The sequence below is a fragment of the Mesorhizobium sp. GW821-FHT04C10 genome (genome assembly GCF_059420305.1).
In genome coordinates this window covers 1,562,161-1,587,649 of the sequence record NZ_JBWKTL010000001.1, presented here as the reverse complement: position 1 = coordinate 1,587,649, position 25,489 = coordinate 1,562,161, and the positions used below count along the sequence as shown (strand labels likewise).

Here is a 25,489-nt window from a genome sequence, read left to right as displayed (position 1 = left end):
AACCAGGAGAATTCAAATGACCAAGATCGCACTCACCGCCGCCGCCCTCCTCATCGCCGCCGGCACTGCTTTTGCCGGCAGCGACAAGTTCGGCTCGAACGATACCAAACAGCCCGCCACCACCAGCGCCGACAGCATGATCACCACGTCCATCGAGAAGTCCGGGACCGCCGATCAGCAACCGGTCATCCAGGGCGCCGACCGCAACCTGTTCGGCAACCGCTGAAGGGTGGTTCTCGAACGATCCTGAAAGCGGCGGGCTCGTCCCGTCGCTTCGGAACAAACCTGTCGCTTCAGAGCAAACAAGGAGACAAACAATGACCAAGATCGCAATTCTCGGCGCCAATGGCCGGCTCGGCCGCGTGGTTGCCAAAGCCTTCATCGACGCCGGCTTCGACGTCCGCACCGTCACCCGCACCGGCAAGGTGCCGGCCGAACTCGAAGGCGCCACGGCGGTTGCCGGCGATGCGCTGGACCGCCAATCGCTGATCCGCGCCACCGAAGGCGTCGATATCATCTTCAATGGCCTCAACCCGATCTACACCGACTGGGGCAAATGCCTGCCGATGGCCGAAAACGTCATGGCCGCCTGCCATGCCAACAGCGCGCTGCATCTGTTCCCCGGCACCGTCTACAATTACGGCTCGCCTATGCCGGCGGTGATCACGGAAGACACGCCGTTCCACCCGACGACCGAGAAGGGCCGCATCCGCTGCGCCATGGAGGATCTGTTCCGCCGCGAGGCCGAGTCTGGCCGGGTGCGCACCATTGTGCTGCGCGCCGGCGATTTCTTCGGCGGCACCGGCAGCGGCTCATGGTTCGACCTGGTTGTCGCCGCCAAGATCATCAAGGGCGTCTACACCGCGCCTGGTCCCGCCGACCTCGTGCATGAATGGGCCTATCTGCCGGACTTCGCTGTCGGCTTCGTGGCGCTGGCCAGGAACCTCGACAAGCTCGGCTCCTACGAGGCGCTGAATTTTCCCGGCCACGCGGTCACCGATCTTGAGATCAAGGCCGCTGCCGAGAAGGCGCTCGGCCGGTCGCTCAAGATGACCTCGATGCCCTGGTGGGTACTGCGCGCCGGCAGCCCGTTCGTGGCGATGTGGCGCGAGATCGTCTCGATGTCCTATCTGCGCTTCGAACGGCACCAACTGGTCTCGACGCGGCTGGAAGGCATCATCGGCGAAATCCCGCATACGCCACTCGATCAGGCGATCGCTCAAGCCCTCGAGGATATCGGCATCGCCACTGTGAAGGGCACGTCGAAAGCGGCCTGAGGCAGTCGGCGGGCCATGCCCGCCCTTCTCTTTCCGCTGAAAGGCGTCTCGACGAACCGAAAAGGCTGCTCAGAGCCGCCCCATCAGCAGCAACACCAGAACCACCACCAGCACCACGCCGATAATGCCCGACGGCCCATAGCCCCAGGAGCGCGAGTGCGGCCAGGCCGGCACCGCGCCGATGAGGACAAGGATCAGGACGACGATGACAAGAGTGCTGATCGGCATGAGATATTCCCCGCTCTGCGTTGTTCCCGAGACAACGCTTCGCATTGCTCGTGGAGGGAAAATGCAAAAGGCCGCCCGGTTGTTCCGGGCGGCCTTTGCCGGTCAGATCAGGAAACCTGCCTACTCGGCGGCTTTCGGGAAGGCGATCGCGGGTTCCGCGCCGGCATCCGCAGTCGGCGCGTCCGACGAAATCTCGCCCTTGCCGCGCCGGAACAGCCGGCTGAATAGGCCGCGCCGCGCGCCGGGCTTGACCTTGGCGCGGGTGAACACCATCAGCATCGACGGCGTCACCACCAGCGTCAGCACCGTGGCGAAGGACAGGCCGAAGACGATCGCCGACGACAGCGAAATCCACCACTGCGTCGAAGGCGCGTTGATCGTCGTCTCGTGATGGAAGATTTCCAGGCCAAGGCCGAAAGCGATCGGCAACACGCCGAGGATGGCCGACACCGCCGTCAGCACCACCGGTCGCGCGCGCTCGCGGCAGGTCTGCAGCACGGCGTCCATCTTGTCCCAGCCTTCTTCACGCAGCCGGTCATAGGTGTCGATCAGCACGATGTTGTTGTTCACCACCACGCCGGCAAGCGCGATGACGCCGATGCCCGACATGACGATACCGAATGTCTCGCCTGTTATCAGCAGCCCGAGGAACACGCCGATCGTCGCCATGACCACGCAGGACAGCACCAGCCAGACGCTGGTGAACTTGTTGAACTGCGCCAGCAGCACCAGGAAGATCAGGAAGATCGCGGCACCGAAGGCCTTGCTGAGGAAGGCGCTGGCTTCCGCGCTGTCCTCGTTCGAGCCGGCCAGCTTCCAGCGGATGCCGCTGCCGAGGTTCATGTCGGTGACGGCCTGGGTCACCTCCTGCTGAACGGCGGCGACCTGGGCGCCGGCGGCGACGTTGGCCTGCACCACCACGGTGCGGGCGCCGTCGATGCGGTTGAGGATGCCGACGCTGGGCTTTGCCTTGCGGACGACGAAGTTCGAGATCGGCACCGAACCTTGCGCGGTCTGCACCCTGAGCTCGTCGAGCGTCGACAGCGTGCGCCGGTCCTCCGGCAGACGCAGCCGGATGTCGACCGCCTTGTCGGCGCCGGCAGGCCGGTATTCCGACAGCTTCAAACCGTTGGTGACGAGCTGCACCACCGTTCCAACCGAGGTCGGACTGATGCCGTATTGGGCAGCCTTGGCGCGGTCGACCTCGAGAGCCCAGTCGACGCCGGGTGGCGGCAGGCCATCGGAAATGTCGATGACGCCGGGCACCTTGGCGATCCGCGCCGCCACCGCCCGCGCCTTGCCGTCAAGGCCGGCCGGGTCGATGGCCGAAAGCCTGATCTGGATCGGCTTGCCGGTCGGCGGGCCGGCTTCCGGCACGCGAACCTCGACGTCGACACCCGGGATGCCGGCCATGACGCCGCGCAGATCGTTCAGGATCTGGTTCGCCGATTTGCGTTCGCGCCAGTCGATGAATTCGTACTGGATGACGCCGACCACATCTTCCGGGACGTCCTGGCCGCCGCCCTGCGTCTTGCCGACGCGGGTGTAGACCGATTTGATGCCGGGCCAGCCAAGCAGCCTGTTTTCGGCGATCTTGGTCGCCGTATCCATTTCGGCCAGCGAAAGATTGCCGCGGGCATGCACGTAGAGCAGGCCGTAATCCGGTTCGACACTCGGGAAGAACTCGACGCCGGCGCCATACTTCGAATAACCGACGAAGATGCCGGCCAGCAGGACCACGGTGAGCACCATCACGGTGATGGGGAAGCGCACCGCTTGCTTGACGACAGCCATGTACCAGCCATCGCGATTGTCATCCGCGTGATGTTCCGGCGCCTTGGCAAAGATCGCTCCCAGCGTCGGAGCAAAGACCAGCGCATAGAGCATCGACGCCGACAGCGTGACGATCAGCGTGATCGGCATGTATTTCATGAAGTCGCCGATGATGCCCGGCCAGAACAGCAATGGCGAGAAGGCGGCGATGCGTGTCATCGTCGCCGCGATGACGGGACCGGCCATGCGCTTGGCGGCGAGAGCGAAGGCTTCCTGCTTCGGCATGCCTTCGCTCATCCGCCGTTCGGCGAATTCGGTGACGATGATGGCATCGTCGACCAGCATGCCGACGGCCAGGATGAGGCTGAACAGCACGATCATGTTGATCGTGTAGCCCATCATCGCGAGCAGCAGGATGCCGATCAGGAAGGACGACGGGATGGCCAGGCCAATGAGCAGCGAGGCCCGGCCGGACAGCGCATAGAGGATGACGATGAACACCAGGATGACGGCGATCATCACGTGGTTCTGCAGGTCCCCCAGCAGCTGATTGACGAAGACCGACTTGTCCTGCGTGTAGGTGACGTGCATCCCCTCGGGCATCGTCTTGACGAAGGCGTCGGACACCGCCCTCACCTTGGTGAGCGTGTCGATCAGATTGGCGCCGATGCGCTTCTTCACCTCTATGGCGATGGCCGGCTTGCCGTTGAGGCGCGTGATCGTGTCGGCATCGGCGAAGGTCGAACGGATCGTCGCGATATCCTTGGCCTGCACCACCGCATTGGGACCGGCGACCACCGGCAGCGCCGCCACATCCTCGGGCGTCTCGATCAGCGAGGGCACCTTGACGGCGTATTTGCCCTGCGACCCTTCGATGTTGCCGGCTGCGACCAGGCTGTTGGAGGCGCCCACCGCCCCGATCAGCTGCTCGAGTTGCAAGCCGTAGGACGATAGTTTCATCGGATCGATGACGACTTCGACGAGATCGTCGCGTGAGCCCTGCAGCGAGCCTTCCAGAACGCCGGGCACCTCTTCGATGCGGTCGCGCAACTCGCGTGCGGCCGCCGCCAGAACACGCTCGGGCAATTCGCCCGACAGCGTGACGACGAGCACCGGAAATTCGGAGATGTTGACTTCGGTGACCACCGGTTCCTCGGCCGCCTGCGGCAGGTCGGCCTTGCCGTCCTGCACCTTGGAGCGTGTGTCCTGCAGCGCCGTCGCCAGATTGGTCTGCGGCTGGAACTCGACCAGCACGTAGCCGCCGCCCTGGAAGGCGGCCGAGCGCATTTCCTTGAGACCCTTCAGGCTTTTCAGCTTGCTTTCCATCGGCCGCAACAGGAGGCGCTCGGAATCCTCCGGCGAAATACCTTGATAGATCAGGCTGACATACATCATCGGAATCGGAACGTCGGGTTCCGCTTCCTTCGGCGTCGACTGATAGGCGACCCAGCCTGCGATCAGCAGGAAGACCAGGACCGAGATGGTCAGGCGGGCATTGTTGATTGCGAGTCTGACGATATCCATGACTTATGCCTGCGGTTGCTTTCGGAAGTGGCGAACGGACGTCTGTCGCCGGAAGGTCCGGCGTCGTCGCCCCCGCGCTACTGCGTGCCGGCGGTGGCTTCGCCGATCAGCTTGTTGATGGTCGCCTGGTCGGCCTCGACCGGATTGACCTCATCGCCTTCCTTCACCAGTTCCTGGCCGGCAACGATGATGCGCGCATCGGCCGGGATTCCGCCAAGCACCAGACCGGTCGGCGTGTCGTCGACCAGGTCGATCGGGAAGAACGCCACCTTGTTGTCCTTGCCGACGGCGCGGATGCCCAGATCGCCCTTGTCGCCCAGCGTCACCACCGAGCGCGGCAGCAGAACCGCATCGGTCGGCAACGCGCTGAGCTGGATTTCCGCCGTCATGCCGGCCGGTACGGAGCCGTCGGCATTGGGGATGGCGACCTCGACACGGAAGGTGCGGGTCGCCGACGAGGCGTCGCGGCTGATATAGCGCACGGTGCCTTCGACGGTTTGGCCGCTGACCAGCCGCACTTTGGCCTTGTCACCGATCTTGAGATAGCCGAGGTCGCGCTCGCTGATCTCGCCGCGGGCGATCACCGGATCGAGCTTGAGGATGGTCGCCACCTCGCTGCCCTGCATGACGGAGCTGCCGAGTTCCACCGGCACCCGGTCGATAACGCCGTCGAACGGCGCCTTCACTTCGTTGCGGTCGAGTTCGGCCTGCGCGGTATCCAGTTGGGACTGCGCCTGGGTCAGGTTGGAGCGGGCGGTGTCGAGCTGCAGCTTGGGCAAATTGCCGGTCTTGGCCAGCCGCTCCGCGGCATCGAGCTCGGCCTTGCGCTGCGCCAGCAACTGCTTGGCGTTGTCGACATTGGAGATCTTCTCTTCCGCCGCCAGCATCAGCACCAGATCACCCGTCTTGACGTGCTGGCCCTGGCTGACCGGCAGCTTGTCGATGACGCCGCCGACACGGGTTGCCAGCACCGCGCGCTTGTCGGCCTCGGTCAGGCCTGAAATGCGGATGGCACGCGCATAGGTCTTGCGCGGCGGCGTCACCACCGCGACGGTGCGCAACGGCGCTTTCGGTTCGGCTTCCGCCGTCTTCGGCTTGCCCGCGTCTGGTGCCTTGCCCTGCTCGACTTCGGCCGCCTTTGCCTTGTTCGCCGCGACGCTTCCGACCGACGAGAATTCGCCTGTCGCCATCCAGGCCGCGAAGCCGATGAGCACAACAATGGCTGCAAGCTTGTGAAACCTGATTCTAGGCATCGTCGTTTTTTCCGTTGCGGGTTCGGCCAGCGCCGCGCCTTCATGACGCGGGCGCGTCGCCGATATGGGTGCGCGCCTGACCGTGTTCAAATTGCCGTGATCGGCGAGGGCGCTTCTACATCAAAGTTGCACCGCAATATAGTCCGAAAGTTGCAGCAGCATTGCGTGACGGGACAAGGCGTGGCCGCCGCGAAACTGTTGTTGATCCGCTAAAATACCAGTTCAGCGGACTTGGCAGTCGGCTCACAACCTCTCCCTCATGACCAACCCCGAACGGCCGGTCTGCCATTGCCGACAGGCAACGCGGCGCCCCCTCAACTAACGCCGCCGCCATGCGCAGATTCCTGAATCTGGACGCGAATTTAGACCGACGAGCCAAATCGCTTTCGGTAGGTGAACAACACTACCCCCGCCCCACGGCGCTTGTTCAATGCATTGGAATTGCTCGCCAATTGGCGGAGAAAGCCAATCAGGCCGGGATCGCCTGAGGCCGGTTTCGTTGCCACGGAACCTGGCATCGGCAACCTCGATGTGCCCTGTTCGGGAACATCTGGGATCGGTTGAACCTATCGGCTCGCGACCGGACAACGGGCGTGGTGCGACCGCGGAAATCCGAACGATCTTCCGTACCATTCGCTGGAGCGGCGTCTGTCGTTCGGCTCGTCGGTTCGGCAACACCGCGCTGCATCTTCGGCACGTGGGTGGCAGCAGGCGTCAGCATGATGAAGCATCCTTCACACGCGAAGGTTGTCGCAGTGCCGGATCGCCCTATCCGTTATTCCGATTTTCGAAAAACCTCACTGATGGTCTTGATCGATCCGGCATCCTTCACGCGATAGCCTGGCAGTTGCGAAATGGCGGCATGGAACTCCTCGCCGCGCATGATCGACAGCACCCGCTGGACGGCTTCCACTTCGAGGATCTGCTTCTTGCAGACGAAGAAATAATCCTCGGTCAGCACCCGTACGAAATCGAGCCCGAACTGCCGCGCGGCGGCCTCCACACCGAAGGCCACGTCAGCCAGGTCGCTGGCGACATAGGCGGCAACCGCGGCATGGGTGAATTCGGAATGCTCGTAGCCATTGATGCGCATCCCATCCAGCCCGTGCTGCGCCAGCAATTGCTCGAACAGCAGCCTGGTTCCTGAATCCGGATCGCGGTTGACGAAGCGGATCGACGGATCGAGCAACCGTTCCAGCGAGGTGATGCCAAGCGGATTGCCGCGTCGGACCATAAGGCCCATTTCGCGCGTCACGAAACTGATGACGCGATGGATGCTGGGCGTCAGCCAGCCCTTGCTGGCGGCGATCGCGCGTTTACGCAACTCGCCCTGCGGCAGGTGCAGGCCGGCCAGATCGCAGCCATCATGGGCAAGCGAGGCCAGGGAACTCTGGTTGCTGACATAGCGGAAGTCGACGCCGATATCGGGCTCGCGGCTAAGGATCTCGCGCAGCTTTGGCACCGCGAAGCCATGACTCGCATGAACTCGCAGGATCAGCGGGCCGTGCGGCAACATCTGGTTGATCTCGGTCTCCAGTTCCTGCGACAGGTTCTGCAGCAACGGACGAAGGCGGGCTTCCAGCCTTTGGCCGGCCCAGACCAGCTTGTCGCCGAACGGCGTCAGGCTGGTGCCGCTGCCTTGCTTGCGCACCACCAGCGGCATGTTGAAGAAAGCGGACCATTTCTCGATTAGGTTCCAGGCGTGCCGATACGAGATATGCGCCTTGTCGGCCGCCGACGTGATCTTTCCCGTCGCGCGTATTTCGGCGAGGAAGTCCAGCATGATTTGCAGCGACTGCGCATCCTCGCGCCGCCTGAAGCGCCATACCGGATCGATTTCGATCTGGATCATATAATCCGCCTCCTCCAGGAGCTTGCAGTAGATCAGAGATATGAACTCACAATCATATCTACAATCGCTACGAGATAGGAACCGTCCTTCATATCTTTGCCTGTGATGATAGGCAATAAATATCATATTCCCAGTGATTTAGCTGAGATGTAGGTTCCGTTGCGACAGAGCAGGTCGTGGCCTCACCGGCCACATATGCAATCAAGTTCATATATTGGGAGAAATGCCGCATGCTCACCCGAGCTTCCGACCAGACGCACAATCTCCTCATTGACGGACGCCGCGTGGCGGCATTGTCCGGTCGTACCTTCGAGACGCTGAACCCCGCCACCGGGGAAGTCATCGCCAAGGTCGCCGAGGCGGGCGTGGACGATATCGATGCCGCCGTACGCTCAGCCCGCGCCGCCTTCGAAGGTCCATGGAAGCGCATGCGCGCCGCCGATCGCGGCCTGCTGATGCTGAAGCTCGCGGACCTCATCCGGCGCGACGAGGACGAGTTGGTCGATCTGGAGAGCCTCGATTCCGGCAAGCCGGTCTCGGCCATCCGCCGTCAGGACCTGCCGGCGGTGCTCGATACGCTGACCTACTATGCAGGCATGGCCGACAAGATAAATGGTCAGGTCATTCCCGCCCGTACCGATGCCTTGACCTACACGGTGCGCGAGCCGCTCGGCGTCGTCGCCGCGATCATTCCCTGGAACTTCCCGCTGATGATCGGCATGTGGAAGATCGCGCCTGCGCTCGCCTGCGGCTGCACCGTGGTGCTGAAGCCCGCCGAGGTGACGCCGCTGACGGCGCTCAAGATCGGCGAGCTGGCGCTCGAAGCCGGCTTCCCCGCAGGTGTCCTCAACGTCGTTCCGGGCTTCGGCAAAATCGCCGGCCAGGCCCTCGTTGATCATCCCGACGTCGACAAGATCACCTTCACCGGCTCGCCGGTCGTCGGCCGCCAGATCCTGCAAGGCGCTTCGGGCAATCTCAAGCGCGTGACGCTGGAACTCGGCGGCAAGTCCGCCAACATCATCTTCCCTGACGCCGACCTCGACGCCGCGGTCAAGGCCGCCGGCTCCGGTATCTTCTTCAACACCGGCCAGGTTTGCTCGGCCGGTTCGCGCATCCTGGCGCATGAATCCATCTATGACGAGGTCGTCCAGCGGCTGGCCGCTCGCGCCGAATCCACCCGCATCGGCAATCCGCAAGAGACCTCGACGGCGATGGGTCCGCTGGTCTCCGAAGTTCAGATGAAGCGCGTGCTGGACTATATCGAGATCGGCCGCAACGAAGGCGCCTCGCTGGTGACCGGCGGCAGCCGCCACGGCGATGTCGGCTATTTCGTCAAGCCGACGGTGTTCGCCAATGTCGGGCACCAGATGCGGATTTCTCAGGAAGAGATTTTCGGCCCGGTCGCGACAGTCATCAAATTCACCGATGAGGCTGACGCCCTGCGTCTCGCCAACGGCACCGTCTACAGCCTGGCGGCCGGCGTCTGGAGCAGCGACATCGGCCGTGTGCATCGCTTCGCGAGGGAACTGAAGGCCGGCACGGTCTGGGTCAACACCTACGGCCCGACCGATATCCGCTTGCCCTGGGGCGGCTCGCGCGATTCCGGTTTCGGCCGCGAACATGGCGACGCGGCCATCGAGAATTTCACCGAGCAGAAGGTCGTATGGATCCAGACCGGCAAGTGATCCTCCGGCCGACCTGAAGCCTCACGTTTCGAACCGACATCCACCTTCGCGACCGCTGGGCTGCGAGGGTTCACCCGAACTTTGTCCAACGCATAAGGAAAACCATCATGCGCATTGCAATCATCGGACAGCAGGCCTTCGGCAAAAGCGTGCTCGAGGCCTTCCTGGCGCGCGGCGACGACATCGCAGGCGTTTTTTGCGCCCCGGAAAAACCCGGCTCCAGGCCCGATCCGCTGCGCCTTGCAGCGGAAGAGCATGGACTGAAGCTGTTCCAGCTGCCAAGCCTCAAGGGCGAAGCGGCCGAGACCGCGTTGCGCGAGCTCGACGTCGAGCTCGCGGTCATGGCTTACGTTTTGCAGTTCGCCCCGCAGACCTTCGTCAACATTCCGAAGCACGGCACCATCCAGTATCATCCTTCGCTGCTGCCTAAGTACCGTGGCCCGAGCTCGATCAACTGGCCGCTGATCAAGGGCGACGGCCAGACCGGCCTGACCATCTTCCGGCCGACCGATGGCCTCGATGAAGGTCCGATCCTGCTGCAGGTGACGGTTGGCATCGGTCCCGAGGACACACTGGGAACGGTCTATTTCGACCGGCTCTTTCCGCTCGGCGTTCAGGCCATGCTCGATGCCTCCGATCTCGTCGTCTCGGGACGGCACCAGGAAATCCCCCAGGACGAATCCCAGGCGAGCTATGAGGGCTGGTGCAAGGACGCCGAGGCGAAAATCAATTGGAACAGCCATATCGACACCATCCACAATCTCATTCGCGGCTGCGATCCCGCACCGGGCGCCTGGACCACGGTGGATGGCGAAAAGATCCGCCTGTTCGAAGTCAGGAAGCACTCAGCGCGCAAGTTCGCCGATGTGGTGGGCAAGCCCGGCGAGATCAGCTGGGTCGGCGAAAAGAGCCTGCAGGTCACCGTCCAGGGCGGTAATCTGGAAATCTCTAGGGTGCGCACCGAGGCCGGGGCAAAGATGTCCGGCGCCGAGCTCGCGAAGTCGAAAGGCCTGCTCGCCGGTTCGAAACTGGGCACCGACGCCCCCGCTGCCAAGCCTGTATCGCCCGCCAAGGTCGAGAAGGACGTCGCCGACGCTTGATCGCCGGCGCTATCAAAAACAGCGAGCGCCGGCGAGTTCAGGCCCGGCGGCGCTCGGCCTCCGGGTTCTTGCGCACGGCGAGGAATTCCTTGACCCGACGGCCTGGTGCGGGACCGCGCACCGGCTTGAAGCCGTCATCGAGTTCACCGGAGAGGTCGAGCGTGGCATGGCTGCCGACGGCGTCGTAATTCTCCTCCAGCCAGTCGCTGGCAGCGGTGCGGCCAAGATCTCTGAGATAGGTCAGGAACGCCCATTCGGCATTGACCTTCGATGACGCCGACAAGTCCTTGAACGCCTCGTCGGCATCGATGCGGTGCATGCGGATGTCGCGGTATTCGCCATGCGGCAGGCGGCCGGCGGCGATCAATTCCTTGACGAAGGCGATCGAGCGGAATTCGCGCAACAGCCCCGCATTGAAGGTGATCTCGTCGATACGGTTCTGGATCTCGTTGGCGCTCCTCGGTGTTCCCTCGCGCACCACGGGGTTGATCTGCACGAGGAGCACATCCTCGGTCGCCGCTGTCTTGAAGAACGGATAGAGCGCCGGATTTCCGCCATAGCCGCCGTCCCAATAAGGTACGCCCTTGATCTCGACGGCACGGAACAATTGCGGCAGGCATGCCGAGGCCATCACCGTGTCGAGGTCGATCTCGCCGTCGGAAAAGACCCGCAATTGCCCGGTCTCGACATTGGTGGCGGAGATGAACAGTTCCATGGACTTGCAGGCGCGGACATTCTCGAAGTCGATCTCCTGCGCGACCACGTCACGCAGCGGATTGAGGCCAAGCGGGTTGGCGACATAGGGCGAGAACACCCGCGACATCGTATCGAAGAAGACATAGCCTGGCGTATTCTCGATCGACCAGTTGCCCCATGCGACGTCCCACGGCATGCGCTGGACCGGGCTGAACCGGCCCTTCGCCGCGACGGCGTGCCAGAAATCATCGAGCTTCCTGCGCGCGCCCTCGACCCCACCGCGGACAAAACCGTCGGCCAGCGCCACCGCGTTCATGGCGCCGGCGCTGGTACCGGAAACGGCCGATATTTCCAGCCTGCCGTCCTCCAGCAGGCGGTCGAGCACACCCCAGGAAAAGGCGCCGTGCGAGCCGCCTCCCTGAAGGGCGATGTTGATCTTCTTCTTGTCCTCCGCCTTGCCGTTCTTCGTCATGGCGTTCCTGTCATCCTGATGCGTCAGCCTGCCCCTACGTCAATGGAGAGAGCTGCTGCTGTCGCTCTATGTTGCAGTGCAGCATATAAGGATGGACCATGGCAAGACACGAACACGGTCGCGTGATCACATGAAATTTCGCTCATGCAGAAAGCCCCTCCGCTTCGACGCGGAGAGGCCGTGCCTTGATGGGTTAGGCGACGAGGTCCGGCACCGGGCCGACATAGCGCGATTGCGGACGGATCAGCCGCCCGGTTGTCTGCTGCTCCCGTGCATGCGCGATCCAGCCGGCAACACGGCCCGCGGCGAAGACATTGCTGAAAGCCCGCGGTGGGAAACCCGCCGCTTCCAGCACCAGCGCGGTATAGAACTCGACATTGGTCTGCAGCGCGCGCTGCGGTTTGGCGATCCGCAGCACTTCGAGCGCGGTTTGCTCGACCGTTTCCGCGAAGGCCAGCCGGCGGCCGGTTTCGCCTTTGCCACCAAGCTGCCGCACCACGGCCTTGAGCACATCGGCACGCGGATCGCGCACGCGGTAGATGCGGTGGCCGAAACCCATGATGCGCTTGCCATGGGCGATCTCGTCGCGCAGCCAGCCGGCCGCGTCGCCATGCGCCTCGATCGCATCCAGCATCTCGATCACCGGTCCGGGCGCGCCGCCATGCAGCGGCCCCTTGAGCGCGCCGAGCCCGGCCAGCACCGACGAGGTCAGGCCGGCCAGTGTCGAGGCGACGACACGGGTGGCGAAGGTCGAGGCATTGAGTCCATGGTCGCAGACGGTCACCAGATAGGTGTCGAGCGCTTTTGCCAATGCCGGCGATACCGCGACGCCATTGAGCATGCTCAGCATGTCGGCGGCATGATCGGCCTTGCCGTCCGGCGCGACCGGCTGCTCGCCGCGCTGCAGGCGCAGCAAAGCCGGCGTCAGCACGGCGGGCGCCGCGATCAGCCGCAAGGCGTCCGCCAGCGTCTCGCCATCCGGCAGCAACGCCATGCCGGCGCGCATGGCGCTGTAGATTTCGAGCGGCGCCAGCAAGGGTAGCGAAGGCAGGAGGCGCTCGAACACCTCGACGCGGGCCCCGCCCAGTCTCGCCGCCAGTTCGGCATCACCAGGCAGATCGTCGAAGAAACCATCCAGCAGCAGGCGCACCACTTGCGGGTAACTCCATCGTCCGGCCAGTTCCGGCAGCGAATAGCCACGGATCGTCAACCGGCCGCCCAGACCATCCACATCGGACAGCACGGTTTCGGCCGCCACCACATCATCGAGCCCATTCGCCATAACCTTGTCTCCTTGAAGCTTTTCCATGTGGGAGATAAGGGTAGGCCGGATCACCATCAATCTTGATCAATAGAATCAATATCAGGGCTCGCCATGTCCGAATGGTTGTCGCGGGAAGAGGCGCTGGAAAGGCTGCGGGTGAGGCCGCAGACGCTCTACGCCTATGTCAGCCGCGGTCGCATCGGCATGCGCCCGGACCGTGCCGACCCGCGCCGCAGCGAATATCGCGCTGACGACATCGCCGCGCTGGCAACGCGAAGGGCGCGCGGGCGCAGCCCCTCTGCCATCGCCGAAAGCGCTATCGCCTGGGGCGAACCGTCGATCGCAACGGCGATCTCGACCGTCTGGCACGGGCAACTCATCTATCGGGGCCGGGACGCCGTTGCGCTGTCCGACCATGCGACGCTGGAAGAAACCGCCGCCGTGCTTTGGGCCCTGCCCGAACCGGTCCGCTTCGAGGCGCCGTCGCCGGATGCGCCGCGCCAGTTCGGCCGAGGCCCGGCCTTCGCGCAACTTGCCTTGCTTGCCGGCCAGGCGCGGCCTTCGCTTGGACGCAGCGCCGCCTCGCTGTGCGTCGACGCGGCGCGCGCGATCGGCGCGCTGGCCGGCGCTCTCGGCGCCGAGGCAGGGCCGGAGCCGGTGCATCGACGACTGGCGCAGGGATGGTCGGTCGGCGATGACGGCGCGGAAGCGATCCGGCGCGCCCTCGTGCTGCTCGCCGATCACGAACTCAACGCATCGACCTTCGCGGCTCGCGTCGCCGCCTCCACGGGAGCCTCACCCGCCGCTTGCCTGCTGGCGGGGCTGACGACGCTGTCCGGCCCGCGGCACGGTGGCGCCGGCGAGGCGGTGATGCACCTCGCCGAAGATGCGGCACGGCACGGCGCCGATGCAACGGTTCGGCGCTGGCTCGGCCATGACCGGCCATTGCCGGGTTTCGGCCATCAGCTCTACCCCGAAGGCGATCCCCGGGCCACGGCGCTTCTGGCGTCCGTCGGCAACACCGACGAGACATTGCGGTCGCTGGAAAGCGCCGCCATTGCCGCGACCGGCGCTCCAGCGAATATCGATTTTGCCCTCGCCGTGCTGACGCGCAGCCTGGGCTTGCCGCGCGATGCGCCGTTCCACCTGTTCGCGCTCGGACGCAGCGTCGGCTGGGCCGCCCATATGGTCGAACAGATCGTAAGCGGCAGCATCATCCGTCCGCGCGGACGCTATGAGGGATTGCTGCCCTGACAGCGGTGATGTCGTCAGCCTGGGTTGGCACTGGTTCCGAACCTCGCCCGGTAAGCGGCGGGCGTCGTTGCGAATTGCTGGCGGAAATGATGCCGCAACGTCGCCGCCGCGCCAAATCCGGCGGTCTCGGCAATCCGCTCGATCGGCATGGCGGTGTCCTCCAGCAATGTCCGCGCCCGCGATAGCCGCTCCGAAAGAAGCCAGCGCGCCGGCGTGACCCCGGTTGCGGCCGCGAACCGGCGCAAGAATGTCCGCTCGCTCATTCCGGCCAGGTCGGCGAGGGTGGCAATGGGATAGTCGGCGGAAATATCCGCACGCATCCTGTCGATCAACGGTCCGAGCCGGCTGCGTTCATGAGGCTCGGGAACCGAGCTCTCGACATATTGCGCTTGGCCGCCGTCGCGATGCGGCGGCACGACCAGCCGTCGCGCCACCATGTTGGCGGCCTTGGTGCCGAAGTCGCGCCTAACCAGATGCAGGCACAGGTCGATGCCTGCCGCGCTGCCGGCCGATGTCAGGACATTCCCCTCATCGATGTACAAAACGTCAGGAACCACCGTGATATCGGGATACATCTCCCTCAGTTTCTCGCTGTAGCGCCAATGCGTGGTCGCCTTCTTGCCCGACAGCAGGCCGGCCGCGGCGAGCACGAAGACGCCCGAGCAGATGGACAGGATGCGTGCGCCCCGCTCATTGGCCGCCCGAAGCGCCTCGATCAGCAAGGGCGGCACCGGACACTCCACACCGCGCCATCCCGGCACGATCACCGTGCCGGCCTCGCCGATCAGATCGGGCCCGCCATCGGCGACGATGCGCACGCCGCCCATCGCGCGCATTTCGCCGGCATCTATGCCGGCGACGGCAAACCGATACCAATCCGCGCCCATCTCCGGCCTGGGCAAGGCGAACATCTCGGCCGCCACGCCGAACTCGAACGTGCACAGCCCGTCATAGGCGACGGCAACGACCAGCGGATTGGCAAGAGGCAGATTTGGCATGATCTTGACGATATATGGCAAAGCTGCCAGCTGCAATCGCCTGGCCCGGTGCGCTACTTCGGTTCCATCAAAAGTGATGGAGACCAGTTCCATCTGAGATGGAGACCCTTGATGAGCCTCGTGACAGACATTACGGCGGCATCGCCGGAGATTGCGCGCGACCATTTCCTGCGTCGGCTTTCGGTCGAGACCGACTGCTCCGACGTTGCAGCAGCCCTGCGCGCCGGTGAGCCGGACTTTGTCCTTCTGCATGTGGTCGGTTCGCCTGATGCCTATGAGCGCCGCCATGTGCCTGGCGCGCTGCACCTGCCGCACCGCGAGATCTCGGCCGAGCGAATGGCGGAATGGCAGGCAGGCACGCTGTTCGTCGTCTATTGCGCCGGGCCGCATTGCAATGGCGCGGATCAGGCAGCCTTCAAACTGGCCAGCCTCGGCCTGCCGGTCAAGATCATGATCGGTGGTATGACAGGCTGGCAGGATGAAGAACTTCCTTTCGCCTCGGGCAAGGCGCCTGGCACGCTGAGGTCATGACCCCAACTCCGAGCCCGGCGCGCAAAGCGGTCGTCCGTCCGTTCGAGCGGCGGGATGTCGGCGCGGTGCTCGTCCTTATGCGGGCGCTCGCCGTCTTCGAGGGCTATGACGACAAATTCCGCGTCACCGAGGCCGACATCGTCGACCATGGGCTGGGGCCATCGCCCCGCTTCGGCGTGTTCGTTGCGGAAGTCGATGGCGCAATCGTCGGCATCGCCGTCCACTATCTCATCCCCTGGACCTACGATCTGAAGCCAGTCGTGGTGCTGAAGGAACTCTACGTGGCTGAGGCTGCGCGCGGCATGTCGGTCGGCCACGCCCTTGTGGAACGGCTCCGAGACCATGCCACCAGCATCGGCGCATCCGCCATCAAGTGGACGGTGCTGCACTCCAACATGCCGGCCAAGGCTTTTTATCGCTCGCTTGACGGGCGGGCCGACGACATCTGGGAATTGTGGAAGCTGACCATCGACGGATAAGGCACGGCCGGTTGGGCTGCGCCCGACCGGCTGCCGGCCTACGACATCGTATCGAGCTTGCGCTGCATGGCCGCGATCTGATCCTTCAGCTGCTGCAGATCGTCGGACTTCTCTGCCGGCGCGTCCTTCCTGGCCGGCTCGGCAGGGGCTGCGGCCGGCGCCGAGCCCGGGGGTGGAAAAGGCGTGAACAGCCGCATCGCGTTCTGGAACATCTCCATGTTGCGGCGTGTCTGTTCTTCCAGCGCCTTGATCGGCGTCGCCATCTTCATCACATCCAGCGGCGACTTGCCGATCGCGCCCTTCATCTGCTCGCGAAAGCGCTCCTGCTCCTTGGAGAAGGCGATCATCGACTGTTCGAGGAAGCTCGGCACGATCATCTGCATCTGGTCGCCATAGAAGGCGATCAGCTGGCGCAGGAACGGGATCGGCAGCATGTTCTGCCCGTCCTTGTTCTCCAGCTCGAAGATGATCTGGGTCAGCACCGGATGCGTGATGTCGTCGCCGGTCTTGGCGTCCTGGACGGTGAACTCCTCGCCCTTCTTGACCATCTCGGCCAGATCCTCGAGCGTCACATAGGTGCTCGTCCCCGTATTATAGAGGCGGCGATTGGCGTATTTCTTGATAATGATCGGGTCGTCTTTTGCGGCCATCTGCATCCTCCCCGGACACCGGCGCGCCTGAGTAAGCGGCCGGTAACGATTGCGCCCTTTTTGAGGATATGCGCAAAAGCCTCATAATTCCAAGCAGTTTGTGCAGTGCGGGATCATATAATGCTGCATAGCAGGCAAAATATGCTGCGCAGCAGCGGCCAGCCCGAAGACATGGCGGCGCGTGACCTGCTTGGCGTGCATGGGCGCCATGCCGATTTCCGGTTTGACTTGGGGTTGGGAAAGGGCAAGAAAAGTCCTCAACGACAGAACAACATCCTTGAAGTCTGGAGAAGAAAATGTCCGATTCCATCGTCATCGCCAGCGCCGCGCGCACGGCCGTCGGCTCCTTCAACGGCGCGTTCGCCGCCACGCCGGCACATGAGCTCGGCGCCGTCGTCATCAGGGAACTTTTGTCGCGCGCCGGGGTCGAAGCGGCAGAGGTCGACGAGGTCATCCTCGGCCAGGTGCTGACCGCGGCCCAGGGCCAGAACCCGGCCCGCCAGGCCTCGATCATTGCCGGCCTGCCCAAGGAGACCACCGCCTGGGGCCTCAACCAGGTTTGCGGTTCGGGCCTGCGCGCCATTGCACTCGGCATGCAGCAGATCGCCACCGGTGACGCCAAGGTGATCATCGCCGGCGGCCAGGAATCGATGTCGCTGTCGCCGCACGCGCAGCATCTGCGTGCCGGCGTCAAGATGGGCGACTACAAGATGATCGACACCATGATCAAGGACGGGCTTTGGGATGCCTTCAACGGCTATCACATGGGCAACACCGCCGAAAACGTCGCCCGCCAGTTCCAGATCACCCGTGACGACCAGGACCAGTTCGCGCTGGCCTCGCAGAACAAGGCCGAGGCGGCGCAGAAGGCGGGCAAGTTCAAGGACGAGATCGTCGCCTTCACCATCAAGGGCAAGAAGGGCGACACCATTGTCGACCAGGACGAATACATCCGCCATGGCGCGACGCTGGACGCCATGACCAAGCTGAAGCCGGCCTTCGACAAGGACGGCACCGTGACCGCCGCCAACGCCTCCGGCATCAATGACGGTGCCGCCGGCGCGCTGCTGATGAGCGAAGCGGAAGCCGCAAGGCGCGGCATCACCCCGCTGGCGCGCATCGCGTCCTGGGCAACCGCCGGCGTCGATCCGGCGATCATGGGCACCGGCCCCATTCCCGCCTCGCGCAAGGCTTTGGAAAAGGCCGGCTGGTCGGTTGGCGATCTCGACCTTGTCGAAGCCAACGAGGCTTTCGCCGCGCAGGCCTGTGCGGTCAACAAGGACATGGGCTGGGATCCCTCGATCGTCAACGTCAATGGCGGCGCCATCGCCATCGGTCACCCGATCGGCGCCTCGGGCGCCCGCATCTTCAACACGCTGGTCTACGAGATGCGTCGTCGCGGCGCCAAGAAGGGCCTCGCCACCCTGTGCATCGGCGGCGGCATGGGCGTCGCCCTGTGCGTGGAAGCCCTCTGAAGAAATACTGAACGGGCGGCGCAGGCCGCCCGTTTCATATCCAGTGCCTGCCAAGCCCGACAACAGGGCGATATCAAAAAGGGGAAATGCATGACCAAGGTTGCAATCGTCACGGGCGGATCGCGCGGCATCGGCGCGGCGATCTCGATCGCCTTGAAGAACGCCGGCTATTCGGTCGCGGCCAACTATGCCGGCAACGACGAGGCGGCAGCGAAATTCAAGGCCGAGACCGGCATTCCGGTCTACAAATGGTCGGTCGCCGACTATGACGCTTGCGCCGCCGGCATCAGCCGAGTCGAGGCCGACCTCGGCCCGGTCTCGGTGCTGGTCAACAATGCCGGCATCACCCGCGACGCCATGTTCCACAAATTGACCCGTGAGCAGTGGAAAGAGGTCATCGACACCAATCTTTCCGGCGTCTTCAACATGACACACCCGCTGTGGGGCGGCATGCGCGACCGCAAGTTCGGCCGCGTCATAACCATCTCCTCGATCAACGGCCAGAAGGGCCAGGCCGGCCAGGTCAACTATTCCGCCGCCAAGGCCGGCGACATCGGCTTCACCAAGGCCCTTGCCCAAGAAGGTGCCCGCGCCGGCATCACCGTCAACGTCATCTGTCCCGGCTACATCGCCACCGAGATGGTCAAGGCAATCGATGAGAAGGTGCTCAACGAGCGCATCCTGCCGCAGATCCCGGTCGGCCGCCTCGGCGAACCGGAAGAGATCGCGCGCTGCGTCGTCTTCCTTGCTTCCGAGGATGCCGGCTTCATCACCGGCTCGACCCTCACCGCCAATGGCGGCCAATACTTCGCCTGACGTCCAACGGCTTCAGACTGTAACGAACGGACCGGAAAACCCGGTCCGTTTCCGTTGAAGCCTTGGAGGCGAAAGAGTCCCCGCCGCGGCGCAATGCCCCAATCCGGCACGCAAGGGTTAATGGCGGCAGCGCCGCCTGTGCGAAACCCTGTGGTCAAGCCTGTGGATTGTCGGTGGATAAGCTGTTCACAACACAAGATATTGGGGGAACAAAAAGGGAAAATGCCGTCGGCGCTGTTTTGTCGCCGATTCGTTCCGGCTTTGAGCGCAAGTTAACGTTAATAGGCCGGAATCGCCCGCAGTTCCTTAACACCAAATTCAGAAAGATTAACAATTTCATAATCTTGAGTGATGGGCATCGTGCCGCCGGCGTCGTTTCCCGGCAAAGCTTAACGGCTGAACTCGCCTAGCATAAAACGGGCCAGTTCAGGGATTCAGCATGTGGTGAGAGTCACGGTCACGAAATCCACATATAGCCGTGAACAAAAGCTGAATCTGGTCGAGTCACCGATTCGTCGCCGATTCGTTCCAGACTCGTTCCATCAGTTAAGCGACAGCCAATTTAGCGCTGGACAAAGAGGCCTTCGAACCGCCCACGGAACATTCCGCTTTCGCTTCGCGCCCGAAATCCCTATGTGTCGCCTGTCATACGCGCCAGTTGAGGCACGCTCCCGACAATGAGAGGCCAGAAAGCCTTATTTCCGAGCCGATGAACATCCAGCCGAAACATACCGAGCCGCTGATCCTGTCGGGCCGCGACGTGACCGCCGTGCTTGGTCCGACCAACACCGGCAAGACCCACCTCGCCATCGAGCGCATGGTGGCGCATGAAACCGGTGTCATCGGGCTGCCGCTCAGGTTGCTGGCGCGGGAAGTCTACACGCGCGTCTGCGAAAAGGTCGGCGCCCATAAAGTCGCGCTGATCACTGGCGAGGAGAAGATCCAGCCGCCAGGCGCCAGATATTCGGTCTGCACGGTCGAGGCCATGCCGCGCGAGACCGACGCCGCCTTCGTCGCCATCGACGAGGTGCAGCTCGCCGGCGACCTTGAGCGCGGCCACATCTTCACCGACCGCATCCTGCATCTTCGCGGCCGCCAGGAAACACTGCTGCTCGGTGCCGCCACCATGCATGGCATCCTGCAGCGCTTGCTGAAGGGCGTTTCGGTGGTGACGCGGCCAAGGCTGTCGCATCTTGCCTATGCGGGCTCGAAGAAGCTGACGCGCCTGCCGCGCCGCACCGCCATCGTCGCCTTCTCCGCCGACGAGGTCTACGCCATCGCCGAGCTGATCCGCCGCCAGCAAGGTGGTGCCGCCGTCGTTCTCGGCGCGCTCTCGCCGCGCACCCGTAACGCCCAGGTGGCATTGTTCCAATCGGGTGATGTCGACTATCTCGTCGCCACCGATGCCATCGGCATGGGCCTCAACCTCGATCTCGACCATGTCGCCTTCGCCCAGAACCGTAAGTTCGACGGCTACCAGTACCGCAACCTGACGGCGGCCGAGCTCGGCCAGATCGCCGGCCGCGCCGGCCGGCATCTGCGCGACGGCACTTTCGGCGTCACCGGCCAGGTCGATCCGCTCGACGAGGAACTGGTCAAGAAGATCGAAGGTCATGACTTCGATCCGGTGAAGGTGCTGCAGTGGCGCACCGCTCATTTCGACTTCGCCAGCCTCGATGCGCTGAAGCGCTCGATCGAGACCAACGCTCCGGTGGAGGGCCTGACGCGGGCGCTGCCGGCTGTCGACGCGCAGGCGCTCGAATATCTTTCCCGCGACGAGGAGATCCGCGCGCTGGCGACCGACGCCAAACGCGTGGCGCTGTTGTGGGAAGCCTGCGCGCTGCCCGACTACCGCAAGATCGCCCCGGCGCAACATGCCGACCTCATCGCGTCGATCTATATGGACCTCGCCAAGCGAGGCCATGTCGACGAGAATTACATGGCCGAGCAGGTGCGCCGCGCCGACACCACCGAGGGCGACATCGACACGCTGTCGCACCGCATTGCCCAGATCCGCACCTGGACATTCGTGTCGAACCGGCCCGGCTGGCTGGCCGATCAGGCACACTGGCAGGAAAAGACGCGCGAAATCGAAGACAGATTGTCGGATGCGCTGCATGAGCGGTTGACGAAACGCTTCGTAGACCGCAGGACTTCCGTCCTCATGCGGCGCCTTAGAGAAAATACCATGCCTGAAGCCGAAATTAGCCCTACCGGAACCGTCCTTGTCGAAGGCCATCATGTCGGCGAGTTGCAAGGGTTCCGCTTCACCGCCGACCAGACCGCCGGCGGCGAAGACGCCAAGGCCGTGCGCACCGCCGCGCAAAAGGCGCTGGCCGCCGAGTTCGAGGCGCGCGCCGACCGTTTTGGCGCCTGCGCCAATGGCGACCTGGCACTTGGCTCGGACGGCACGCTGCGTTGGATCGGCGCGCCGATCGGCACGCTGGTCTCCGGCGAGGACGCGCTGAAGCCGCGCCTCGTGCTGCTGGCCGACGAACAGCTGACCGGCCCGGCGCGCGACAAGGTCGCCGCGCGCGCCGAACGTTTCGTCAATTTCCAGATCGAGTCGCTGCTCAAGCCACTGGTCGACCTGAAGAACGCCGACCAGATTTCCGGCATCGGCCGTGGTATCGCCTTCCAGCTGGTCGAGAATTTCGGCCTCATCAACCGCCGCGACATCGCCGAGGAGATGAAGTCGCTCGACCAGGAAGGTCGCGCCGCGCTTCGCCGGCTTGGCGTGCGCTTCGGCGCCTACCATGTCTTCGTCCCGGCGCTAATCAAGCCGGCACCCGCCGGACTGATGACCTTGCTGTGGGCGCTGAAGAATGACGGCAAGGACAAGCCCGGCTTTGGCGACGTGGTCCACGCGCTGGCGTCCGGCCGCACCTCGGTGGTCATCGATCCGGCCTTCGACAAGGCCTTCTACAAGCTCGCCGGCTACCGCAATCTCGGCCGCCGCGCCGTGCGCATCGACATTCTGGAGCGGCTGGCCGACCTGATACGTCCGGCGACCAACTGGAAGCCTGGCCTCGGCCAGCGTCCGGACGGCGCCTATGACGGCCAGTCCTTCATGGTGACGCCGCCAATGATGTCGATCCTCGGCGCCACCGCCGACGACATGGAAGAGATCCTCAAGGGCCTGGGCTATCGCGCCGAGCCGAAGCCGGCGGCGGAGGTCAAGGCACGGCTCGAGGCGCAGGACACCGCCGCGCGGGAAGCCGCCGCGGCCAAGCTCGCTGCGGAAGAAGCCGCGCGCGCCGAGCAGGCCAGGACGGCCGAAGCCGCCGCAACGGACGCCGCCGCGGAAGCGGCGGTCGAGGGTTCGGAACCTATTGCCGAAACCGCTATCGAAGCTCCGGCCGAAGCCGTTGCGGAAGCGGCGGCGGAGCCTGTCGCGGAAGAGCCTATCGAAGCTCCGACTGAAGCCTCGGAAGAGCCCGCTACGGAGGCTGCCGCCGAAGCGGCTACTGAACCAGAAGCCGAGCCAGAAGCGGAAGCCGTCGCTGACATCACTGCCACCGAAAGCGCCGACGCCCTTACCTCCCCCTCGATGGGGGAGGTCGCGGCGCGAAGCGACGCGGGTGGGGGTGATGGCGCCGACGATGCAGGCAGTGCTGACGAAGCCAGCGCGACAATTGACACAGCTGACGGTATCGCCGCTCCCCCCACCCCGGCGCTACGCGCCGACCCTGCGCCCGAGGGGGAGAGTGAAGTGGCCGAAGCGCCCAAGCCTATCCTGCTGTGGCGCCAGGGCCGTTTCGAGCAGCGCCCCCGCCATCACGAAGGCCGCAACAATCGCCAGCGCAACGGACAGGCGCGCGGCCGCGGCAACGCACCGGCCGAGGCCGGCGCCGCTCAAGCGACCGGCGCACCGGGAGAACGCCCCGCCAATGAAGGGCGGCGTGACGGCGCCGGCAAGCCACGCTTCGACCGGTCGAAGTTCAAGCCCAAGCCGCAGGGTGAAGGTGAACAGCGCCGTGACGGTCGGCCTCAGGGCGAGCGTCCCGAGCGCCGTGAAGGCCGCCCCGACTGGAAGGGTGGCCGGCCCGAGGGCAAGGGTGGCCCCGATCGCGGCAAGGGGGGCGCAAAGCCGGCCTTCCAAGCGAAGCCGCGCGAGGAACGCCCGGTGCGCTTCGATCCGGACTCGCCCTTCGCCAAGCTCGCCGCCTTGCGCGACCAGCTGAAGAAGTAGGCTCGGTAGGGTTCGATGGTTGCCGAAGGCCGCCAGCGCATCGACAAATGGCTGTTCTTCTCGCGCGCGGTCAAATCGCGCTCGCTGGCGGCGAAGCTCGTCGTCGCCGGGCGCGTGCGCATCAATCGCGACAAAGCAGCGCAGGCCTCCGATCTGATCAAGCCGGGCGACGTGCTGACCATCACGCTGGACCGGCGCATTTTCGTCTGGAAGGTGCTCGGCGCCGGCGTCCGGCGCGGCCCGGCGGAGGAAGCCCGCACCCTTTATGAGGACATGTCACCGCCGCCCGCACCGAAGGGTGAGGCCCTTCCCGATGCGATTCCGGGGCTGCGCGAGGCCGGCAGCGGCCGCCCAACCAAGAGAGAACGCCGACAGACCGACCACTTGCTTGGCGAAGAGTGACCCCGTCGCTCAACACCGCATGGCGGCTTTACGGCAATGACACGGCCTGGGGCGAAACCGAACCCGGCAAACAAGACCCTCCCGAGGACATGACAGGCTTGCGCCGTGCCCGCCGTCTGGAATTCCATTCCGGAAACGACGATGCCGCCGCGCATGGCCGCCCTTGCAAGCGACGGACAAAGGCGTTACCTCACGGAAAAAGCCCAACAAAACTGGCCCATTAAAGCTGGGGCGTCCCGGAGCCGACCGATGACCTATGTCGTGACCGACAATTGCATCAAATGCAAATACATGGACTGCATCGAGGTCTGTCCGGTCGACTGTTTCTACGAAGGTGAGAACATGCTCGTCATTCATCCCGACGAGTGCATCGACTGCGGCGTCTGCGAGCCCGAATGTCCCGCCGATGCGATCAAGCCGGACACCGAGCCAGGCCTCGACAAATGGCTGCAGATCAACACCGAATATGCCGAGAAATGGCCCAACATCACCGCCAAGAAGGAGCCTCCGGCAGACGCCAAGACCTTCGACGGCGAGGCCGGCAAGTTCGAGAAATACTTCTCGGCCGAGCCCGGTGAAGGCGATTGACAATGCGGCCGTAAAGGTCGGTATTACGCAGCGTAAGAGACATGTCGCATAAACCGCCTTGACAGGCGGCGCGAAGCTGTGGCCTTCGCGAACGCAGCAAAACCTTGATTCTTCCGACTTTTTGTGTTACATCAGCGAAACATGCCGGTGACACAACGTCGATTTATGGCGCAGACGCCCCAAATCACTGAAAGGTGAAAATCCCATTCCGGACCAGAGCGATCTGGGCCAGGCGGTCGCAATTCGTGCGGTTTGCCGGTCCCGGCCTTTCCGGTGGGGTTCATCTGTTGTGCGGCTAACGGTCGGTGACCCCGATCGCACGAGTTCAGCCGGCACCGCCGCCGGCCCACAACAAGGAGTTCAGGGCGTAATGGCAACGATCACCCCGCAGAAGAAGTCCACCGGAGCGCGTCACGGTTTCAAGACTGGTGAGTACATCGTCTACCCGGCGCACGGCGTCGGCCAAATCGTGTCGATCGACGAGCAGGAAGTGGCGGGTCACAAGCTGGAACTGTTCGTCATCGACTTCCAGAAGGACAAGATGCGCCTGAAGGTGCCGGTCGCCAAGGCGACCTCCATCGGCATGCGCAAGCTGTCGGAAGAGGATTATGTCGAGCGCGCGCTCAAGGTCGTTCAGGGCCGCGCCCGCGTCAAGCGCACCATGTGGTCGCGTCGCGCCCAGGAATATGATGCCAAGATCAATTCGGGTGACCTGATCTCGATCTCGGAAGTCGTGCGCGACCTCTACCGCGCCGACAACCAGCCGGAGCAGTCCTATTCCGAACGCCAGCTCTATGAGGCCGCGCTCGACCGCATGGCCCGCGAGATCGCGGCCGTCAACCGCATGTCGGAAACCGAAGCCGTGCGTCTGATCGAGGTGAACCTCAACAAGGGCCCTAAGCGCGGTGCCAAGGCTGACAATGAGGAAGCCGAGCAGGAAGAAGCAGCCTGAGGCTCCTTGGCCTTCGAATTTGAAAAAC

Annotated in this window: 23 protein-coding genes; 14 read left to right on the top strand and 9 right to left on the bottom strand. The window is 64.1% G+C overall.

What is annotated here, in order from left to right:
* The first annotated feature begins 16 nt into the window (after positions 1–16).
* On the top strand, positions 17–226 hold the full coding sequence (locus AC07UC_RS07680) for a DUF680 domain-containing protein (RefSeq protein WP_140777057.1): 210 nt from the start codon (positions 17–19) through the stop codon (positions 224–226).
* Positions 227–317: 91 nt separating this feature from the next.
* A complete protein-coding gene (locus AC07UC_RS07675) occupies positions 318–1,277 on the top strand; it encodes an SDR family oxidoreductase (protein WP_494904955.1) in 960 nt (319 codons plus the stop codon).
* A 69-nt stretch (positions 1,278–1,346) separates the two neighbouring features.
* Here the strand turns inward: AC07UC_RS07675 and AC07UC_RS07670 are convergent, their stop codons facing one another.
* The 4 genes from AC07UC_RS07670 to AC07UC_RS07655 all read right to left on the bottom strand — a co-directional run bounded on the left by AC07UC_RS07670 (position 1,347) and on the right by AC07UC_RS07655 (position 7,907).
* Positions 1,347–1,505 carry a DUF3309 family protein gene (locus AC07UC_RS07670; protein ID WP_140777061.1) on the bottom strand — a complete coding sequence of 53 codons (159 nt, stop codon included), beginning with the start codon at positions 1,503–1,505 and terminating at the stop codon, positions 1,347–1,349.
* Between the two features lie 120 nt (positions 1,506–1,625).
* Positions 1,626–4,802 carry an efflux RND transporter permease subunit gene (locus AC07UC_RS07665; protein ID WP_494904953.1) on the bottom strand — a complete coding sequence of 1,059 codons (3,177 nt, stop codon included), beginning with the start codon at positions 4,800–4,802 and terminating at the stop codon, positions 1,626–1,628.
* Between the two features lie 77 nt (positions 4,803–4,879).
* Positions 4,880–6,055 (bottom strand): efflux RND transporter periplasmic adaptor subunit, encoded by a 1,176-nt coding sequence (locus AC07UC_RS07660; protein ID WP_140777065.1) that lies wholly within the window; start codon positions 6,053–6,055, stop codon positions 4,880–4,882.
* A gap of 775 nt (positions 6,056–6,830) precedes the next feature.
* Positions 6,831–7,907 (bottom strand): substrate-binding domain-containing protein, encoded by a 1,077-nt coding sequence (locus AC07UC_RS07655; protein WP_494904950.1) that lies wholly within the window; start codon positions 7,905–7,907, stop codon positions 6,831–6,833.
* A gap of 230 nt (positions 7,908–8,137) precedes the next feature.
* On the opposite strand from AC07UC_RS07655, the gene AC07UC_RS07650 reads away from it, so the two are divergent.
* Both AC07UC_RS07650 and AC07UC_RS07645 read left to right on the top strand, forming a co-directional pair.
* A complete protein-coding gene (locus AC07UC_RS07650) occupies positions 8,138–9,592 on the top strand; it encodes an aldehyde dehydrogenase family protein (RefSeq protein ID WP_140777068.1) in 1,455 nt (484 codons plus the stop codon).
* Between the two features lie 107 nt (positions 9,593–9,699).
* Positions 9,700–10,692, top strand: coding sequence for a methionyl-tRNA formyltransferase (locus tag AC07UC_RS07645; RefSeq protein WP_494904948.1), 993 nt, complete (start codon positions 9,700–9,702; stop codon positions 10,690–10,692).
* Positions 10,693–10,729: 37 nt separating this feature from the next.
* Here AC07UC_RS07645 and AC07UC_RS07640 read toward each other — a convergent pair whose 3' ends face one another.
* Positions 10,730–11,860: a patatin-like phospholipase family protein gene (locus AC07UC_RS07640; protein WP_140777072.1), complete on the bottom strand. Its 1,131-nt coding sequence runs from the start codon at positions 11,858–11,860 to the stop codon at positions 10,730–10,732.
* A 193-nt stretch (positions 11,861–12,053) separates the two neighbouring features.
* Positions 12,054–13,142, bottom strand: coding sequence for a citrate synthase/methylcitrate synthase (locus AC07UC_RS07635; RefSeq protein WP_494904946.1), 1,089 nt, complete (start codon positions 13,140–13,142; stop codon positions 12,054–12,056).
* A gap of 93 nt (positions 13,143–13,235) precedes the next feature.
* On the opposite strand from AC07UC_RS07635, the gene AC07UC_RS07630 reads away from it, so the two are divergent.
* The gene (locus tag AC07UC_RS07630; protein ID WP_494904944.1) at positions 13,236–14,378 is read left to right on the top strand and encodes a citrate/2-methylcitrate synthase; all 1,143 of its coding nucleotides are present in this window, start codon (positions 13,236–13,238) and stop codon (positions 14,376–14,378) included.
* 14 nt (positions 14,379–14,392) lie between these two features.
* Here the strand turns inward: AC07UC_RS07630 and ftrA are convergent, their stop codons facing one another.
* Complete coding sequence (gene ftrA, locus AC07UC_RS07625) at positions 14,393–15,376, bottom strand: transcriptional regulator FtrA (RefSeq protein WP_494904942.1); 984 nt, start codon at positions 15,374–15,376, stop codon at positions 14,393–14,395.
* A 111-nt stretch (positions 15,377–15,487) separates the two neighbouring features.
* On the opposite strand from ftrA, the gene AC07UC_RS07620 reads away from it, so the two are divergent.
* Both AC07UC_RS07620 and AC07UC_RS07615 read left to right on the top strand, forming a co-directional pair.
* On the top strand, positions 15,488–15,907 hold the full coding sequence (locus AC07UC_RS07620; protein WP_494904941.1) for a rhodanese-like domain-containing protein: 420 nt from the start codon (positions 15,488–15,490) through the stop codon (positions 15,905–15,907).
* Complete coding sequence (locus tag AC07UC_RS07615; RefSeq protein WP_494904939.1) at positions 15,904–16,386, top strand: GNAT family N-acetyltransferase; 483 nt, start codon at positions 15,904–15,906, stop codon at positions 16,384–16,386. The genes AC07UC_RS07620 and AC07UC_RS07615 overlap by 4 nt, the downstream gene beginning before the upstream one ends.
* A gap of 38 nt (positions 16,387–16,424) precedes the next feature.
* On the opposite strand, the gene phaR is transcribed toward AC07UC_RS07615, so the two are convergent.
* Positions 16,425–17,036: a polyhydroxyalkanoate synthesis repressor PhaR gene (gene phaR, locus AC07UC_RS07610; RefSeq protein WP_202325591.1), complete on the bottom strand. Its 612-nt coding sequence runs from the start codon at positions 17,034–17,036 to the stop codon at positions 16,425–16,427.
* Positions 17,037–17,117: 81 nt separating this feature from the next.
* Positions 17,118–17,246 carry a hypothetical protein gene (locus tag AC07UC_RS07605; protein WP_494904937.1) on the bottom strand — a complete coding sequence of 43 codons (129 nt, stop codon included), beginning with the start codon at positions 17,244–17,246 and terminating at the stop codon, positions 17,118–17,120.
* A gap of 86 nt (positions 17,247–17,332) precedes the next feature.
* Here AC07UC_RS07605 and AC07UC_RS07600 point away from each other — a divergent pair, with 86 nt between their 5' ends.
* The 7 genes from AC07UC_RS07600 (at position 17,333) to AC07UC_RS07570 (ending at position 25,461) form a co-directional block, all read left to right on the top strand.
* A complete protein-coding gene (locus tag AC07UC_RS07600) occupies positions 17,333–18,511 on the top strand; it encodes an acetyl-CoA C-acetyltransferase (RefSeq protein ID WP_140777086.1) in 1,179 nt (392 codons plus the stop codon).
* A gap of 90 nt (positions 18,512–18,601) precedes the next feature.
* Positions 18,602–19,327 (top strand): acetoacetyl-CoA reductase, encoded by a 726-nt coding sequence (gene phbB / locus AC07UC_RS07595; RefSeq protein ID WP_140777088.1) that lies wholly within the window; start codon positions 18,602–18,604, stop codon positions 19,325–19,327.
* 173 nt (positions 19,328–19,500) lie between these two features.
* A complete protein-coding gene (locus tag AC07UC_RS07590; protein ID WP_494904934.1) occupies positions 19,501–19,737 on the top strand; it encodes a hypothetical protein in 237 nt (78 codons plus the stop codon).
* Between the two features lie 299 nt (positions 19,738–20,036).
* Entirely contained in the window at positions 20,037–23,519 is a 3,483-nt protein-coding gene (locus tag AC07UC_RS07585) for a helicase-related protein (RefSeq protein ID WP_494904932.1), read from the top strand.
* A gap of 15 nt (positions 23,520–23,534) precedes the next feature.
* On the top strand, positions 23,535–23,921 hold the full coding sequence (locus AC07UC_RS07580) for an RNA-binding S4 domain-containing protein (RefSeq protein WP_494904930.1): 387 nt from the start codon (positions 23,535–23,537) through the stop codon (positions 23,919–23,921).
* A 249-nt stretch (positions 23,922–24,170) separates the two neighbouring features.
* Entirely contained in the window at positions 24,171–24,509 is a 339-nt protein-coding gene (gene fdxA / locus AC07UC_RS07575; protein ID WP_008873823.1) for a ferredoxin FdxA, read from the top strand.
* 370 nt (positions 24,510–24,879) lie between these two features.
* The gene (locus AC07UC_RS07570; RefSeq protein WP_010911999.1) at positions 24,880–25,461 is read left to right on the top strand and encodes a CarD family transcriptional regulator; all 582 of its coding nucleotides are present in this window, start codon (positions 24,880–24,882) and stop codon (positions 25,459–25,461) included.
* Positions 25,462–25,489: the final 28 nt, after the last annotated feature.

Bases quoted from the DNA above. Each gene is read 5' to 3' on its own strand.
- AC07UC_RS07680 (WP_140777057.1), top strand. From the start codon at position 17: ATGACCAAGATCGCACTCACCGCCGCCGCCCTCCTCATCGCCGCCGGC.
- AC07UC_RS07675 (WP_494904955.1), top strand. From the start codon at position 318: ATGACCAAGATCGCAATTCTCGGCGCCAATGGCCGGCTCGGCCGCGTG.
- AC07UC_RS07670 (WP_140777061.1), bottom strand. From the start codon at position 1,505: ATGCCGATCAGCACTCTTGTCATCGTCGTCCTGATCCTTGTCCTCATC.
- AC07UC_RS07665 (WP_494904953.1), bottom strand. From the start codon at position 4,802: ATGGATATCGTCAGACTCGCAATCAACAATGCCCGCCTGACCATCTCG.
- AC07UC_RS07660 (WP_140777065.1), bottom strand. From the start codon at position 6,055: ATGCCTAGAATCAGGTTTCACAAGCTTGCAGCCATTGTTGTGCTCATC.
- AC07UC_RS07655 (WP_494904950.1), bottom strand. From the start codon at position 7,907: ATGATCCAGATCGAAATCGATCCGGTATGGCGCTTCAGGCGGCGCGAG.
- AC07UC_RS07650 (WP_140777068.1), top strand. From the start codon at position 8,138: ATGCTCACCCGAGCTTCCGACCAGACGCACAATCTCCTCATTGACGGA.
- AC07UC_RS07645 (WP_494904948.1), top strand. From the start codon at position 9,700: ATGCGCATTGCAATCATCGGACAGCAGGCCTTCGGCAAAAGCGTGCTC.
- AC07UC_RS07640 (WP_140777072.1), bottom strand. From the start codon at position 11,860: ATGACGAAGAACGGCAAGGCGGAGGACAAGAAGAAGATCAACATCGCC.
- AC07UC_RS07635 (WP_494904946.1), bottom strand. From the start codon at position 13,142: ATGGCGAATGGGCTCGATGATGTGGTGGCGGCCGAAACCGTGCTGTCC.
- AC07UC_RS07630 (WP_494904944.1), top strand. From the start codon at position 13,236: ATGTCCGAATGGTTGTCGCGGGAAGAGGCGCTGGAAAGGCTGCGGGTG.
- ftrA (WP_494904942.1), bottom strand. From the start codon at position 15,376: ATGCCAAATCTGCCTCTTGCCAATCCGCTGGTCGTTGCCGTCGCCTAT.
- AC07UC_RS07620 (WP_494904941.1), top strand. From the start codon at position 15,488: ATGAGCCTCGTGACAGACATTACGGCGGCATCGCCGGAGATTGCGCGC.
- AC07UC_RS07615 (WP_494904939.1), top strand. From the start codon at position 15,904: ATGACCCCAACTCCGAGCCCGGCGCGCAAAGCGGTCGTCCGTCCGTTC.
- phaR (WP_202325591.1), bottom strand. From the start codon at position 17,036: ATGGCCGCAAAAGACGACCCGATCATTATCAAGAAATACGCCAATCGC.
- AC07UC_RS07605 (WP_494904937.1), bottom strand. From the start codon at position 17,246: ATGGCGCCCATGCACGCCAAGCAGGTCACGCGCCGCCATGTCTTCGGG.
- AC07UC_RS07600 (WP_140777086.1), top strand. From the start codon at position 17,333: ATGTCCGATTCCATCGTCATCGCCAGCGCCGCGCGCACGGCCGTCGGC.
- phbB (WP_140777088.1), top strand. From the start codon at position 18,602: ATGACCAAGGTTGCAATCGTCACGGGCGGATCGCGCGGCATCGGCGCG.
- AC07UC_RS07585 (WP_494904932.1), top strand. From the start codon at position 20,037: ATGAACATCCAGCCGAAACATACCGAGCCGCTGATCCTGTCGGGCCGC.
- AC07UC_RS07580 (WP_494904930.1), top strand. From the start codon at position 23,535: ATGGTTGCCGAAGGCCGCCAGCGCATCGACAAATGGCTGTTCTTCTCG.
- fdxA (WP_008873823.1), top strand. From the start codon at position 24,171: ATGACCTATGTCGTGACCGACAATTGCATCAAATGCAAATACATGGAC.
- AC07UC_RS07570 (WP_010911999.1), top strand. From the start codon at position 24,880: ATGGCAACGATCACCCCGCAGAAGAAGTCCACCGGAGCGCGTCACGGT.